This window comes from Acetobacter aceti NBRC 14818 (genome assembly GCF_000193495.2).
Lineage (GTDB): Bacteria > Pseudomonadota > Alphaproteobacteria > Acetobacterales > Acetobacteraceae > Acetobacter > Acetobacter aceti.
Genome location: NZ_AP023410.1, coordinates 1246170 through 1261560 on the forward strand (window position 1 = coordinate 1246170; position 15391 = coordinate 1261560).

Here is a 15391-nt window from a genome sequence, read left to right on the forward strand (position 1 = left end):
GAGAACGAATTATCATTACATAACGAATCATTTCTTTGAAATACATTATTTTTAGACGGAACAACGAGAATTATATATTTTAATTAAATAATTATTTTTTAGTTAGAATATATGAATTTAATTATATATAAATATTTATACATAATTCTCATAACATATATATATTTATAAATTTAAACACGCTATCTAAATATTTAATTTTCTTAGAAATAAACAATTTCACATATCAAGGACGATTTTTTCGTGAATATAAATATTTTTCTTTAAAATAGAAAGTGCGTAATTTTTCTATACTTCGATTTCTTCAATAAGAGGATCTGCGCATAAGTGTTTAGTCCTTCGATTTGATGACGTGGTATGTTCACGAGAGTGAAAGGAGGCATTAAGGAACAGATATGTTTGGGGAATGCCACGACCAATTACGCTGGGTGCGCTGCACTACAGCGAACTAATCTTCGCTTTAGTTTAGAATCAGTTCAAAACGGTGGAAGTAGCAGTAAGAATCAGACAGCCACGACGATGTAATTCCATACAACACATCAAGTCTTTATTGGCTCACCTATGCCGACCCACTCAATAACTTAACTATAGCTCCTGCGATAAAAGCAACAAACGTCTTACAGACGCCTCAACTGCTTCAGGCTGGCCCAACTCCCACCATGCAGTGCAAACACATCATGCAGTGTGATAGCCAGAAACCCACCTGCTCTCATCAGTTCACGTGCCAGAGGTTCGTCCAGTCCGATGACTTTTTCCGGCATCGCAGTCTCTGTGCAAAGGCGGATCAAAATCAACGCTGTTGCATGTACCTCCAAAGCACGCCTAAGAATATCAGCAGCTTCCCGTTGCGTCTCTCTACCCTGACTGGACGTTCCGCAGACCGCCTCATCTGCCAGAAGACGATTTTTATTATCGAGAAAAAGCACACGCAATTGTCCCGGCACAGCTCCTTCCAGAGCTGTATCGAAATATCCGAGAAGGGCCTCCCAGTTTCCCAGATGAGGACGCTCCCTCACCTCCGCTCCTCCAAGACGCCGGGCGGCCAGTGAGGACAGTCTGAGAGTGGCGATACTGTCGCTGTTCATTCCAGCGTCTTTCAAGGCCGCGACCGGCGCGGAGAGAACCTCTGCGAAAGAACCAAACTGATTGATCAACGCTTTCGCCAGCGGTTTCGTATCACCACGCGGGATGCCAAAAAACAGCATCATTTCCAGAAGCTCATAATCCGCCAGAACCGATGCTCCGCGTGCAATCACCCGCTCTCGCATTCTCTTGCGATGGCCATAAGGCCCCGTGCTCGCAAACGGGAGGGTGCCATCTGAATGAGAGTTGGGAGCAGAGCCGGACATGGACAGATTCATGTCACTGAACGACATGAATGCCAAGTCAGTTCATCCCTCTTGCCTTCCCACAGGGACAGAAGCCCATGCAGAAAAATGTGAATCAGTGCACAGCCGTCGGTTTCTCTCCGCTTTTCAATTTGGAAAGCAGAAAACAAAACGGAACAACGCAAAAAGCGACGATTCCAAAAATCATGAAGGCTTCATTGTAAGCCAGCATGGCGACCTGCTGACTAAAATCCGCAAACAAGTGGTGTGTCGCAAAGGCATTCGCCTGCGGCTGGTGATTATGATCGATAGCAACCTGTCGTCCGCGCGCCAGATAGTCGTTGTAGGGCTGATGGAATGGCGTCATCCAGTGAACCATATCCGACTGATGCGCCTGCCGACGTTCAATGATCAGGGACGTCGCGCCTGAAATACTTAGCGATCCCAGAAAATTCCGCACCATCGAAAACAGCGCCGAAGCATCCGCATTCATGGAGCGCGGCAAGGTCGCATAGGCAATGGTGGAAAGCGGAACAAACAGAAAAGCCAGGCAGGCCGTCTGGCTCATGCGAAACAGCACCAGATGCTTGAAATCAGTGGTAGGCAGGAGATGCGCTGACCAGAGCAGGGCGCATCCCATCAACGCAAAACCAAGCGCGATCACAGAACGTATCGGCATGAGTGTCATCAGTTTACCCACAATGGGAATCAGGATGATCACGGCAATACCCCCCGGCGACAGCACCAGTCCAGACAGCGTCGCGGTATAGCCCATCACCTGCTGTGCGAACTGCGGCACAACGATAGCAGACGAATAAAGCAGGGCTCCCATTGCCCCCATCAGGAACGTCGCAACCGCAAAGTTGCGATCCCTGAAGACATTCAGATCCACAGCCGGACGTTTTGTTTTCAGCAGCCAGATAACAGCACCGATGATGCCGATCGCAGCCAGCGCCGCCATGATGCAGATGAAGGTCGAGCCAAACCAGTCATCATCCTCGCCGCGATCGACCATAACCTCAAGACAGCCGAAACCGAGGGTAATCAGGCTGATGCCGATCACATCGAACGGTTCACGCCGCTTCTTTGCCCACGGCGGATCTTCCACCAGAAAACCGACGGCAATCGTGGTAAGGATACCGAACGGCACGTTGATGAAGAAAATCCAGCGCCATGAAAAATTGTCAGTAATCCAGCCACCCAATGTCGGGCCAAGCACAGGCCCGACTACAGCGGCAATGGCCGTCAGTCCAAAAGCCGCTGCCCGCTTCTCTGGCGGAAAAACATCAAGGATGATCGACTGCTGGTTGGGCTGAAGGCCACCGCCGAAAAACCCCTGCAACAGACGAAAGAGAATCAGTTCACCCAGACTGGTGGAGATACCGCACAGGAAGGATGTCACGGTGAACATCCCGATGCACACCATGAAGTAGAGTTTCCGGCCGAACAGCTTTCCAAGCCAGCCGGAAATGGTCAGCACGATGCCATTGGCCACCAGATAGGAAGTCAGCGTCCAGGTGGCATCGTCATATGTACTGGAAAGACTGCCGGCGATATGCGGCAGGGACACGTTCACAATGGTCGTGTCGAGAATCTCCATGAACGCCGCCATGGTCACCACGAAAGCGACGAGCCACGGATTATATTTAGGCTTCCAGTTATCGTCCTTTTTCTCGACGTCGCTGGAGGCCACGCTCATGGGTTGCCCTGCTCCAGCTCTTCATGACCGGGATCACGGTTCACGATATGCCCGTCAGCACTGCGCGCCGGAGCACTGTCCGTATGCACGACCGGCACGACAGAAAGACCCAGCGCCAGCGGGATATCCGGATTCAGTCCGCTGTCGATGCGGATCTTCACGGGAACACGCTGCACGATTTTTACATAGTTGCCGGTCGCGTTTTCAGGCGGAAAAGCACTGAAGGTCGCACCCGTTCCCTTCTGCAGCGAGTCGATGTGACCGTGCAGATTATGGGAAGGATAGGCATCGACAGATATGTCGACCAACTGTCCCGGCCGCATGTTGGTGATCTGTGTTTCCTTGTAATTCGCGATCACCCACACTTCAGGCTCTACGATCGAGAACAGGCTCTGTCCGGCCGTCACATAATTACCGCGCTCAATATTACGCTGTGAAATCCAGCCGTCATGAGGCGCACGGATTTCTGTCCAGCCCAGATTCAACTCAGCCTTGACCAGAGCCGCTTTTGCATTGGCCAGATCGGCTGTGTCTCCCGCAACAGCCGCCCGCACATTGCCAATATTCGGCTCGACCGGCGTCGCGATCACAACCTGTGCCTGGGCCTGCTGCACATGCGCTCTGGCCTGATCCAACGCAGCTTTGGAATAATCAATATCCTGCTGCGTTGTCGCCGCATGCTCGACCGAATGCTGACGACGATAATCGGTCAGCGCCTTGAACTCTTCCGCCTTTGCCGCAGAAAGCTCTGCCTGCGCCGCCGTCAGTCGTCCGGGGAAGTTTTTCTCCGCCACAGCCAGCATCATCTCGTGAGCGGTCATGCTGGCCTGACTCTGCTGGACACTGGCGACAGCACGGTCGCGTTCGGCCTGCCAGTCGCGGTTGTCGATACGTGCCAGCAGATCTCCCGCATGGACGAACTGGTTATCGTCTACCAGCAGTTCGGTCACATAACCGGAGACGTGCGGCGCAATTGTAATGGAGCGTCCAGCCGTGAAAGCGTCATCCGTCTCGATTTCGAAGCGATGCAGGAACCAGTAAATGGCGCCACCCACAATGACCAGCAGGAGCACGAGAATAAGAATAACGCGGATAAGCGGATTCCGCTTTTTCTCCGGCTTCTTCTTTTCGCCCTGCGTGCTGTCCTGTGTCTGCTGTCCCTCGGCCATGCCGTCTCCGTCCGCCTGCTACCGGGCTTTTCAATGGTCAGCGCCGCTGCTGATGGTGCGCTGACCGATCGGTTCGGTCAGTTTCATCGCATGCCAGCGCCGCCCCATCAAGTCGTGAGCATAAGACCGCCGCTCCGGAAGCCACCGAAATTAACGAAATAATGCCACCGGTCGCGCCCTTACAGACCGGGGTCTCCCGGCAATGTTTCCCAGCCCAGACCGATAATCGCCGCACGACGTCGGCCCGCTCCATCCAGCCTGAGCACGATCACGTTCTGCTCTTCCAGCCATCCCAGAATACGGCGCGCGCGCCCGGTCGAGTGCGTCCCATAAACCTTGGCGATGGTCGTATCGGAAGGACAAACCGCCTGTTCCAGCGCGGCGCGCGCCAGATAGAGAAACACGCCCTGCATGTCTTCGGGCAGCGTGGAAGCAACAGCTTCCGCTTCCTGCCACTCGGCAGACTCGGCGGCTTCAACACTGATGCCACTTCGGGCGGACGCAAGGGCGCGCCGGAAACTCTTCATATCCATCGCGTCGCGTCCGAATCCGGCGATACGACACCGAACCAGAAAGTCCTGATAGAGCGAAGCGGGCGGGCGGAACCCGCCATCGTCTTCCGCCAGCACATCCCGCAACACCGCTTCCATCTGCTGGCGGCGCTCACGGGGATCGACACAATCCTCCTCGTCTGAGGCCTCTGTTTCGGCCAGAGCCGCACCGTGCGTGGCAAGCTGCGTCAGCAGGTCCGGCGGCGGCGGAGCGACAGGGCGCTTTGCACGCAGCATCACTTCGGCTTCCGGGAGCGGCGCAAGAATCAGATCCGCGACCTGTTCGGTCGGCGGCCTGAACGGCTCCAGAACGGGACCGGCGGAGCGGCTTTCCGTTTCAACCTTCCCGATCCGGATAGTAACTGGACGGCGACACAAAGCCGGACCGAGCGCCACGAATGTGCCACGCTGAAGATCACGGAACGCTTCCGCCTGCCGCCGTTCCATTCCGAGCAGATCGGCGGCGCGCGCCATATCGATGTCGAGAAACGTGCGGCCCATCAGAAAATTGGACGCTTCAGCGGCGACGTTCTTGGCGAGTTTGGCCAGACGCTGCGTGGCGATCACTCCGGCCAGTCCGCGTTTACGGCCACGGCACATCAGATTGGTCATGGCCCCCAGCGAGGCCCGTCTGGCTTCGTCCGAGACCTCGCCTGCCGCCGCTGGTGCGAAAAGCTGGGCCTCATCCACCACGACCAGCACGGGATACCAGTGCGACCGGGGCACATCGAACATGCCGCCAAGAAAGGCCGCAGCCCGCTTCATCTGAAGATCGGCATCCAGTCCTTCCAGATTGAGGACCACGGAAGCCCGATGCACCCGCATCCGCTCTCCCGCCGCCTGTAACGCCATTTCCGTATGCTCTGCCGCATCGATCACGAGATGGCTGTACGCCTCGGCCAGACTGACGAAATCGCCTTCCGGATCAATGATCGCCTGTTGCACGAGATTGCCTGTCTGCTCCAGCAGACGCCGCAGCAGATGCGATTTTCCAGAGCCCGAATTGCCCTGCACAAGCAGGCGGGTTGCAAGCAGTTCAGCGAGATTCATCATTGCCGGACCGCCGCCGACAATCTCGCCCAATTCGATGGTGCTGGTCATGCCGCCCCGATACAGTCCCGACTCCTGTTCAGGCAACCGCTTCCCGCTCGGCAAGCCACGCCAGAACGCCCTGCCCCGCTGCCCGTCCCGTCGCCATGACTGCCTGCAACAGATAGCCCCCCGTGGGCGCTTCCCAATCGAGCATTTCTCCACAGGCAAAAACGCCCGGCAGCGCTTTCAGCATGAACCGCTGGTCCACGCCGTCCCGACAGATGCCGCCCGCAGATGAAATAGCCCGCTCCAGAGGCTCTGTTGCCGTCAGCTTTATTGGAATGGCTTTCAGACGCTGCGCCAGTCGTTCAGGGTCTGTCGGAATTTCTCCCATTTCACGCAAAAGACCAACGGCGACAGAGGGCAGTTGCAAGGCTTTGCGCAGGCGATTGGAGAGACTTTCGCGTGCGCGTGACCGTTTCAGCCTATCCGTCATCTGAGCCACATCGAAATCGGGTCGCAGGTCGAGCTGAACCTCAGCCTTGCCATCACGCTCCAGAGCATCACGTAGGCGTGCCGACAAGGTGTAAACCGCGCCGCCTTCAAGCCCTTTATCAGTGATCACAGCTTCTCCCCGGCATGTTTCACCGGCGAAGGACAGGGCTATCCGTTTCAGAGGAACGCCGGAAAATCTTTCCTTGAATCCTTCCGACCATTCGACATGAAAGCCGCAGTTAGCCGGGCGTAGTGCTGCGACGGCAACGCCAGCAGCAGACAGGAGCGATACCCAGCCTCCATCGGAACCCAGTCGTGTCCAGCTGCCACCGCCCAAAGCCAGCACTGTGGCGTCCGGCGTCAGAATTTCCTCTTTACCATCACGGGACATCAGAACGATGTCGCCGTTGCTGTTCCAGCCCTGCCACCGCATTCCAGCTCGAAAATGCACGCCACGGTCAGCCAGTCTGTTCAGCCAGGCGCGCAACAACGGCGAGGCTTTCATCGTTTTTGGAAACACGCGACCGGAACTACCCGTGAAGCAAGGCTGCCCCAACTCCTCCGCCCACGCTGTCATCATGGCGGGAGAGAAAGCAGACAGAGCGGGCGTCAGCCAATCCTCCGCCGCGCCATACCGTTTCAAAAAAATGCTTTCCTGTTCCGCATTCGTCAGATTGAGGCCACTCCGGCCAGCCATCAGTAATTTACGGCCGAAGCTTGCCATGTGGTCCACGACAGTCACTTCACAACGGCCCTTCGTCAGGGTTTCCGCAGCTGCCAATCCGGCTGGACCACCACCGATCACCAGCACCTGTGGTCTGCTTTGCTCTGTCATGGTGATGGGCTCCCCTGCTCGTCAGCGTCTTGAGGCTTCCTATCCGCAAATCTTCGAACAAGGATAGAGGCAGGATGCTCAGACCAATGCAGGTTGATGGGAACGCTCTTACGTCACCGGCGTGCGTTGTGTTCCGGCTGGCTGTTTCAGACGCCACACATACGCAATGATAGCTGCGACTGCCTGAAAATATTCGTATGGAATTTCGGTATCTTCCGGAAGCTTATACAAGGAACGAGCCAGAGGCGGATTTGAAACAACCGGCACTTTCGCTTCATAAGCAAACTCCCTGATCCGTCCTGCCAGTTCATCAGCGCCTTTCGCCACGATCTTTGGCGCGCCACTCGTGCCGACTTCGTAGGACAAGGCGACAGCGTAATGGGTCGGGTTCGTAACAACTACTGTGGCTGACTGGACCGCTTTTCTGATCAGTTTCCGGTTGCGCTGCATACGCAACTGTTTCTGACGTCCTTTGACATGAGGATCGCCTTCAGAATCCTTCATCTCATCCTTGATGTCCTGTCGGCTCATCTTCAGATCCTGAAGTCTTTTGTACCGTGTCCACCCTTCATCAAGAACGATGATCGCCACCTGAACAACAAGAACAGAAATCAGGACTCTGAGCGTGATCTTGCTTATCTGAGCTGAAAAGGTTTCAGCGGACCAGAACATTGTTCTCGGAGCCAGAACAAGAACATCCTTCACCACACCGTAGAGGATAAGAGAAAAGACCACGACTTTCAGAATGGATTTCAAGGCTTCGATAAGGCTTGTAACACCGAACATCTTCTTGATCCCCTTGAGGGGATTCAATCTTCCAATATCGGGTATCAGAGCTTCGGGACGAAACAGAAAACCGGACTGCATTGCGGCTGTTGCAATTCCACCCGCCACAGCCGCAACGATGACTGGAAAGGCCAGCATCATCAGCATTTTGCAGCTCATTTCGAGAAGAAAGGCCACAGTTGCAGGATTGAGATGGATTTCCTCGACATGATCACAGAGACCAGCCATCTGAGAGATAAAACTGTTTGCGCTGGCAGGCACAATCATCACCAGAGCGATGGTTGCCAATCCCAAACCAGAGAAAATATGCAGCTCTCTCGACTGGGCAATATTACCCTGTTCGCGGGCTTTCTCTAGTCTTCTGCCCGTTGGGGCTTCTGTATTATCGCCATTCCCGGATTCTGCCATTTACGTTAAATCCGACAAGAAAAAATTTCTGTATTCAATGAACTAGCCCATATCCAGGCAACAGGACCAGACCGGCAGATGCTGCATGCGTCCAGACAGACAACATGCTCTTGAGCAGCAAAGCCAGCAGAAATATGCCTCCCAGGAGCTGCGCGGGCATTGCAAGATTGTAAACCTGTAGGCCCGGTGAGAAACGACTCAGAAGACCCAGCATGATCGGCCAGATTGTGCCGATGAGAACAACGGGCATCGCCAACTGGAAAGCCAGAAAAAAGGAATACTCTGTTGCTTTCGCGACAGAGTTTGCTGCATCGCCAAGAAATGGAAAATGTCCGGGTGGAAAGACCTGATAACTCCCCACGAGCGCATTCAATGGAAAAATATAGAGACTGGAAGAAAAAACAATCAGTGTGATCGACAACTGGGCCAGATGACTGAGCGGCGTGCTTTGGGCACCCAATTCCGGATCTGGCTGCAATACGTTCGATATACCAATGAATGTTGACATGATCTGAATGGAGATCGGAAAAGACAGCATCATCAGTTGCGCGAGCCATCCGATCAAAGCCCCACTGAGGAAATCGGAACAAAGCAACGCGAGAAGCCGCGCCGGCACCATAACGTCATCAGAGATAGCGGAAGCAAATTGCGGCTGCACAAGCGGAAACAGAAGAAGACTGACTCCGATCGCCATTGCGGCTCTGACTGTCATCGGTGTGGACTGAAACATGAATGCCGGAAAAGCGACAAACATCGCAGCCACCCGCGCAAGAATGGCAATAAAAATCACGGCCTGCGTAGGCAGGGTCGCAATAAACTGATCCAGATCAGGGTTCAAGACGCCCCTGCAACAATCAACTGATCAAAAACATGTCGTGTGTAAGTAACGAGAGTTCCATACATAAAAGGCCCTCCCACCAGCAATGCCGCCATTGATGCAAGAAATTTCGGCAGGAATGCCAATGTTGATTCATTGATCTGCGTTACTGCCTGAAAAATAGACACAAGCAGTCCCGCAGCCATGGAGGCCAATAAGGCAGGAGCACCAACTTTTACAGCGACAAAAAGTGTTTCTCGTAATACGGAGGCTACATCAACTGAATTCATTTAATAAAATCCTGTTAAATATTTAAATCGTCATACGCATGATATCCTGATAGGACTGAATAACTTTATCACGCACAACAGAGGCGGTTTGCAGTACCATTTGAGCCTGCGATACCGAGGTGACAATATCGGTCAGGTTGCCGTGTCCCGTCAGCCCCGAAGCGGCTTTCAATTCAGCTTCCTTGTTGCTGGAAACAGCCCCTTCTATTGCCGTTTCCAGAACATCGCCAAAATTCTGTCCACCCGACGCGCCGGATACAAGACCATCAGCATCGTCTGCCGGTAGTCCTGTTTCCAGGGATGACTGGGTCTTGGCGTAAGCTGCAGCGGCAGCAGAATTACTTGTAGTCGAAGATATTATCATTTCAGAAGATCTATTGTTCGAGTGACCATTGTGCGTGTTGTCTGAAACGTATTCAGATTTGCTTCGTAAGATCTCTGGGCTTCATGCGAGTCAACAACCTCAACCATGGTGTTAACATTGGGCATTTTGACATAGCCCCTTGTATCAGCCGCCGGATTTGTCGGGTCATAGCGCATTTCAAAATCGGACATATCGTGCCCGACCTTTTTGACTTTTACCTTTGAAACCCCGGTATTGTTATCGAGCACATTTTCAAATGAAATGGTTTTTCTGCGGTAAGGGTCTGCTCCCGGCGTGGAACCGACAGTGTCCTTGTTGGCAATATTCTCTGCCACCACACGCAATCTTTCTGACTGCGCCTCCATTCCTGCAGCAGAGATAGATAATGTCGAATTAATATCCACTCTCCAATCCCTCCTTATTTACCCAGAACGGAATTGAGCATGCTCCGATAACTTGAATAGACATTGGTCGCGAGCCTCTGCTGGTCCGATGTTTCAGCAACAAGCTGCATCTGGGTCTCAAGAGAGACACGATTTCCATCAAGCGACTGCGTGCTGGAAGCTTCGTTCGATTTCTGGTTTACGTTTCTTTTGCCAGCAATATGACGCTCTGAAGTCGTGGCAAGCTCACCACCAAACTGCGATAGCATACTTTCAAAAGGCGCCATGTCTTTTGCGACGTATTCCGGCGTGTCTGCATTCGCGATATTGGAAGCAAGAATCTGCTCGCGATTATCCAGCCAGTCCAGACGTCTCTGAGCGAGACCAAAGAGATCCACCCCACCCGCAGCGGGACGTGAAGCATCAAACATGCACAAATTCCTGTATCATGTGAGTGGGACGTTACAGCACCGGAAACTCCTGCACTTATCGAACAGAAAAACTGCAATATCGTTAATACGACGCCCAAATGGACCATTCGTTTACACAGAAAGAAAATAATCTTCTGTAAAGGAATGATTCATCTTCAGGTTCCAAATCTGACATCTCCGGAACCTGGACGACGGAACATTATCTGTATGGGATTCTACGACACGCTCTCGGTCACACTGGCTCTCATTGCCGTGCTCGCCATGATTCTGCTCAGCCGAAATGGCTGGAAGATTGCAGCACGCTTTAGTGGAAACCGTCGCAGTTCGGGGACTCTCTCCATGGAAGCCTCTCTGGTTCTGGACACCAGAAGACGGCTGAGCGTGGTCACATGGGAAGGGCAACGTTTTCTCCTTCTGACAGGCGGCCCCAATGACCTCGTTGTCAGCGGAACCTACCCATTGGCCAGCATGGAAGAGAACGAAGCATGATCGGAGTTCACCGCCGCTCGCTTACCCGTAGCAATACCCTTCTGGCGTTTCTTTCTCTTGCTGGCGTTGCTCTGCTGAGTGGCCTGCTTCTGGCGTTCTGGCCCAGTGCCGCCCATGCTCAGGCCATCAGCCTTGATCTGGGCCAGAAAGCCGGACCCGGCACAACTGGGCGTCTCGTTCAGCTTTCCGCCCTGATCACCGTCATCTCTCTGGCTCCCAGTCTGCTGGTGATGGTGACTGCCTTCACGCGAATCATCATTGTCCTGTCGCTCCTGCGAGGCGCAATAGGAGCGCAGGGTACACCGCCCAATACGGTTTTGATCGGGCTGGCACTTTTTCTCACTTTTTTTGTCATGCAGCCCGTGTTCGAGCAGTCATGGAACGACGGCATTTCACCTCTCGTCAACGGAACCATCAGTGAAATGGATGGCATCAAGGCGACGGCTGAACCCTTCCGGACCTTCATGCTGCACAACACCCGCTCCACCGATCTGGCTACATTCTCCGGTCTCGCTCACGTGGAGCCACCAAAAACCGCTGCCGACACACCATGGCGCATCCTGATGCCTGCCTTCATGGTGGGAGAACTGCGCAGAGGCTTTGAAATGGGGTTTCTTCTCTATCTGCCTTTTCTCGTGATTGATCTGGTCGTCTCTACCGTTCTCATGAGTCTGGGCATGATGATGCTGCCACCAACGACCATTTCACTCCCGTTCAAACTCATCTTCTTCGTGATGGTTGATGGCTGGCAACTCACTGCCGGCAGTCTTGTAAGAAGTTTCGGTGGGTGATGAGCTGACCGGTTTTCACCAAGACGCTGCATGTTGCGGATAACTCTGCAACATACTCAGTTCTCAGAAATACGAAGGATAACCCCGCCCGTTATCCTTCAACCAGAATCCCATCCCGCAAAGTCACGACCCGGTCCATACGCGCAGCGAGTTCTTCATTATGGGTAGCAATCAGCGCGCCGACGGCAGACCCACGCACCACACGCAGCAACTCATCGAACACAATATCGGCTGTGGAAACATCGAGGTTTCCGGTCGGTTCATCCGCCAGCAAAACCGATGGTGCGTTGGCCAGCGCGCGCGCAATGGCAACACGCTGCTGTTCACCACCGGACAGCTTGCCTGGCAGATGATTCAAGCGGTGACCGAGTCCGAACACTCCCAGAAGTTCCTCCGCCCGACGTCGTGAAACCGACGGAGATGTCCCCGCAATCATCTGCGGCAAGGCAACATTTTCACGTGCTGTAAATTCGGCCAGCAAGTGATGGAACTGGTAGACAAAACCGATTTCCGAACAGCGGATGGCGGTTCGATCCTTGTCCGGCAGACGTCCAGCGTCACGCCCCGCGACTTCGATCACGCCACCATCCGGATGATCGAGCAGTCCCGCTATATGCAGCAGCGTGGACTTGCCTGTGCCGGATGGTGCAACCAGCGCCACCGTCTCACCGGCTCGCAGTTCAAAATTCACGCCGCGCAGGACATGCAATGTCTCGTCGCCGCTGACATAGGAACGCGTGATGTCACGTAGAGCCAGAACGGTCTCACCCATGACGCAGTGCCTCCACCGGATCGGTCTTTGCTGCCCGCCATGATGGATAGAGCGTCGCCAGCAAAGATAGACCCAGCGCCATGATGATGATCTCGATCACCTGTCCCCACACCAGCTTCGCCGGAAGGTGTTCAAGGTAGTAGACCTCCGGATTGAACAGGTTGGTGCCAGTGATTTTCTGCAACAACTGACGAATACGCTCAATGTTTTCGCAGAAGAGCACACCCAGAACGGTTCCAAGCACCGTACCGGTCACGCCCACGGACGCGCCGCACATCAGGAAGATCCGCATGATCGCACCGCGTGTCGCGCCGAGCGTACGCAGGACCGCGATATCGGCGGTCTTGTCCTTCACCATCATGATGAGGGACGAAATCACGTTGAAAGCCGCTACCAGAATAATCAGCGTCAGGATCAGGAACATGACATTCTGCTCGACCTGCACCGCACCGAAGAATGCGTTGTTGCTCTTCGTCCAGTCGAGCACGCGGATACGCGGATCATCGAGGGTCTGCGTAATGGCTCGCGTGATTGGCTGCACGTTTTCAGCATCGGTCGTCATAACCTGAATCTGGGTCACAGCATGCGGCTGCTGGAAATAGACCTGTGCCGCTTCAAGCGGGAGGAAAACATAGCCCGCATTATAATCGTTCACGCCCGCATCGAAGATCGCCACGACCTTGTAGGCCCGCACACGCGGCACCGTGCCGAACGCAGTGGCAGCCCCGTTGGGTGAGACCAGCGTGATCTTTGAACCGATCATCAGACCTGCCCGATCCGCCAGCGTGACACCGACGGCAATCGCGTCATCGCCCTGAAAATTATCGAGCGAACCAGCAATGATCGAAGAACTGACTTCCTTCAGGTCCATCAGCCCCTGCTTCGTCATGCCATGCACAACACCGCCGGAACTGTAGTTGCCGACACTGAGGAGCACCTGCCCCTCCAGCAGCGGCGTGGCGCTGACGACACCCGGAACCTTCCGGACCTCGCCCGCGATGGAATCATAATCCGTGATCGAGCGCGTGACGCTGGCGCTGTAGAGCGAAAGATCGCCATTCAGCCCGAGGATGCGTCCCATCAGGTCGGAGCGGAACCCGTTCATCACCGCCATGACGATGATGAGGGTCGCAACGCCAAGTGAGATGCCCACCAGCGAGAAGATGGCGATCACCGAGACAAAGCGCTCGCCCTTTCTCGCCCGCAGATACCGCCCCGCAACGGCGCGCTCGAAGGAGCCGAACATCAGGCGCCGCTGGCTTTATCGAGGACTTTCACCAGAGCTTCATCGACGGTCAGTTCGAAACGCTCACCCGTGGCGCGACGCTTCAGTTCGACCTTACCTTCCTTCGCTCCACGCGGACCAACGATGATCTGCCACGGATGCCCCATCAGGTCAGCATCGGCGAACTTGGCACCAGCGCGGTCGGAACGGTCGTCGTAGAGGAATTGCTCAGGAGCCTTGTTGTAAAGCGCCTCGCACAGCGTATCGCAGGTCTCGTCACCAACCTTCAGGTTCAGGATCGCAGCCTTGAACGGCGCGACATTGTCCGGCCAGATGACACCGGCATCGTCATGGCTGGCCTCGATGATCGCGCCGACCAGACGCGACACGCCAATACCGTAGGACCCCATTTCCGGATGGACAGGCGTGCCATCCGGACCGGCGACGGTGATATCCATCGACTTGGTGTATTTCGTGCCGAAATAGAAGATGTGAGCAACCTCGATGCCGCGCCCTTCACGACGACGCTCGGCAGGCACGGACTCCCATGCCTTCTCATCGTGCTTTTCGTCTGTGGCAGCGTAGTAGGAGGAGACGTTCTTGAAGAATTTCTCAAGATCTTCCGACTTGTCCACGTCCACCGGATCGGCGAGCCAGTCGAGCGTGTCGAGCGCGCCGTCATAGAACACGCCACTCTCGCCGGTCGGTGCGAGAATCAGAAACTCGTGGCTCAGGTCGCCGCCAATCGGACCGGTGTCGGCCACCATCGGCACAGCGCGAACGCCGAGACGCTGGAACGTCCGGAGGTAGGACAGCATCATCTTGCGGTAGGTATCGACAGCACTCTTGTAGTCGATATCGAAACCGTAACCGTCCTTCATGTAGAACTCACGACCACGCATCACACCGAAACGCGGACGGATCTCGTCACGGAATTTCCACTGGATCTGATAAAGGATCTGGGGGAGTTCCTTGTAGGATTTCAACTCCTGCCCGACGACGTCGGTGATGACTTCCTCGTTGGTCGGTCCATAGAGCAGTTCGCGCTCGTGGCGATCCTTGATCCGCAGCATCTCGGGGCCGTAAGCGTCATAACGACCGGAGCGCTTCCACAGTTCAGCGGACTGGATGGTCGCCATCAGCACTTCCTGCGCGCCAACACGATCCTGCTCCTCGCGCACGATGTTTGCGATGTTCCGCAGAACCTTCAGGCCAGCCGGAAGCCAGGTGTAAATACCCGAAGCCGTCTGCCGGACGAGACCGGCGCGGAGCATAAGCCGGTGCGACGCAATCTGGGCGTCGGCCGGGGTTTCCTTGAGGGTAGGCAGAAAACTGCGAGACAGGCGCATGGTGGGCTTTCGTTCCTGCGGGACAGACTGTTGACCGGAAGCGGTCGTTCCCTTGCGTGATCACTCACACCGGCGCGGGATGCAAGCCCCTCCCCGGTCAAAACGTCGGTTTCATGCGCCTCACACGCAGAAAAGGCCGGATGGGTGAGGTTTGCCCCACCCATCCGGCCTTCTACA

General features: G+C 54.8%; 16 protein-coding genes. 2 read left to right on the plus strand and 14 right to left on the minus strand.

Annotation, left to right across the window (positions count from 1 at the left end; translation table 11 throughout):
* Nucleotides 1-617: 617 nt before the first annotated feature.
* The 11 genes from EMQ_RS05610 to EMQ_RS05660 form a co-directional block, all read right to left on the minus strand.
* A complete protein-coding gene (locus tag EMQ_RS05610; RefSeq protein WP_018308333.1) occupies nt 618-1376 on the minus strand; it encodes a JAB domain-containing protein in 759 nt (252 codons plus the stop codon).
* A 67-nt stretch (nt 1377-1443) separates the two neighbouring features.
* Nucleotides 1444-3027: a DHA2 family efflux MFS transporter permease subunit gene (locus EMQ_RS05615; protein ID WP_010668826.1), complete on the minus strand. Its 1584-nt coding sequence runs from the start codon at nt 3025-3027 to the stop codon at nt 1444-1446.
* Nucleotides 3024-4196 carry an HlyD family secretion protein gene (locus tag EMQ_RS05620; protein ID WP_010668825.1) on the minus strand — a complete coding sequence of 391 codons (1173 nt, stop codon included), beginning with the start codon at nt 4194-4196 and terminating at the stop codon, nt 3024-3026. The genes EMQ_RS05615 and EMQ_RS05620 overlap by 4 nt, the downstream gene beginning before the upstream one ends.
* 179 nt (nt 4197-4375) lie before the next feature.
* On the minus strand, nt 4376-5848 hold the full coding sequence (locus EMQ_RS05625) for an ATP-binding protein (RefSeq protein ID WP_010668824.1): 1473 nt from the start codon (nt 5846-5848) through the stop codon (nt 4376-4378).
* 28 nt (nt 5849-5876) lie between these two features.
* Entirely contained in the window at nt 5877-7109 is a 1233-nt protein-coding gene (locus tag EMQ_RS05630; protein WP_010668823.1) for a TIGR03862 family flavoprotein, read from the minus strand.
* Between the two features lie 108 nt (nt 7110-7217).
* The gene (locus tag EMQ_RS05635) at nt 7218-8303 is read right to left on the minus strand and encodes an EscU/YscU/HrcU family type III secretion system export apparatus switch protein (protein ID WP_018308332.1); all 1086 of its coding nucleotides are present in this window, start codon (nt 8301-8303) and stop codon (nt 7218-7220) included.
* 34 nt (nt 8304-8337) lie between these two features.
* On the minus strand, nt 8338-9141 hold the full coding sequence (locus EMQ_RS05640; protein ID WP_010668843.1) for a flagellar biosynthetic protein FliR: 804 nt from the start codon (nt 9139-9141) through the stop codon (nt 8338-8340).
* Complete coding sequence (locus EMQ_RS05645; RefSeq protein ID WP_010668844.1) at nt 9138-9410, minus strand: flagellar biosynthetic protein FliQ; 273 nt, start codon at nt 9408-9410, stop codon at nt 9138-9140. The genes EMQ_RS05640 and EMQ_RS05645 overlap by 4 nt, the downstream gene beginning before the upstream one ends.
* 22 nt (nt 9411-9432) lie before the next feature.
* Entirely contained in the window at nt 9433-9774 is a 342-nt protein-coding gene (locus EMQ_RS05650) for a flagellar hook-basal body complex protein FliE (protein ID WP_010668845.1), read from the minus strand.
* Nucleotides 9771-10139, minus strand: a complete 369-nt coding sequence (gene flgC / locus EMQ_RS05655; protein ID WP_018308331.1) for a flagellar basal body rod protein FlgC — start codon at nt 10137-10139, stop codon at nt 9771-9773. Before flgC ends, EMQ_RS05650 begins: the two co-directional genes overlap by 4 nt.
* 53 nt (nt 10140-10192) lie before the next feature.
* A complete protein-coding gene (locus EMQ_RS05660) occupies nt 10193-10588 on the minus strand; it encodes a flagellar basal body rod protein FlgB (RefSeq protein ID WP_010668847.1) in 396 nt (131 codons plus the stop codon).
* A 207-nt stretch (nt 10589-10795) separates the two neighbouring features.
* Here EMQ_RS05660 and EMQ_RS05665 point away from each other — a divergent pair, with 207 nt between their 5' ends.
* Nucleotides 10796-11077: a flagellar biosynthetic protein FliO gene (locus EMQ_RS05665; protein WP_231367985.1), complete on the plus strand. Its 282-nt coding sequence runs from the start codon at nt 10796-10798 to the stop codon at nt 11075-11077.
* Nucleotides 11074-11868: a flagellar type III secretion system pore protein FliP gene (gene fliP, locus EMQ_RS05670; RefSeq protein ID WP_018308330.1), complete on the plus strand. Its 795-nt coding sequence runs from the start codon at nt 11074-11076 to the stop codon at nt 11866-11868. The genes EMQ_RS05665 and fliP overlap by 4 nt, the downstream gene beginning before the upstream one ends.
* A 91-nt stretch (nt 11869-11959) precedes the next feature.
* Here the strand turns inward: fliP and EMQ_RS05675 are convergent, their stop codons facing one another.
* From EMQ_RS05675 to proS, 3 genes are read right to left on the minus strand one after another with little or no spacing between them, the layout of a single operon-like run.
* Nucleotides 11960-12640: an ABC transporter ATP-binding protein gene (locus EMQ_RS05675; RefSeq protein ID WP_010667319.1), complete on the minus strand. Its 681-nt coding sequence runs from the start codon at nt 12638-12640 to the stop codon at nt 11960-11962.
* On the minus strand, nt 12633-13886 hold the full coding sequence (locus EMQ_RS05680; protein WP_010667318.1) for a lipoprotein-releasing ABC transporter permease subunit: 1254 nt from the start codon (nt 13884-13886) through the stop codon (nt 12633-12635). The genes EMQ_RS05675 and EMQ_RS05680 overlap by 8 nt, the downstream gene beginning before the upstream one ends.
* A complete protein-coding gene (gene proS / locus EMQ_RS05685; RefSeq protein WP_010667317.1) occupies nt 13886-15214 on the minus strand; it encodes a proline--tRNA ligase in 1329 nt (442 codons plus the stop codon). Before proS ends, EMQ_RS05680 begins: the two co-directional genes overlap by 1 nt.
* Nucleotides 15215-15391: the final 177 nt, after the last annotated feature.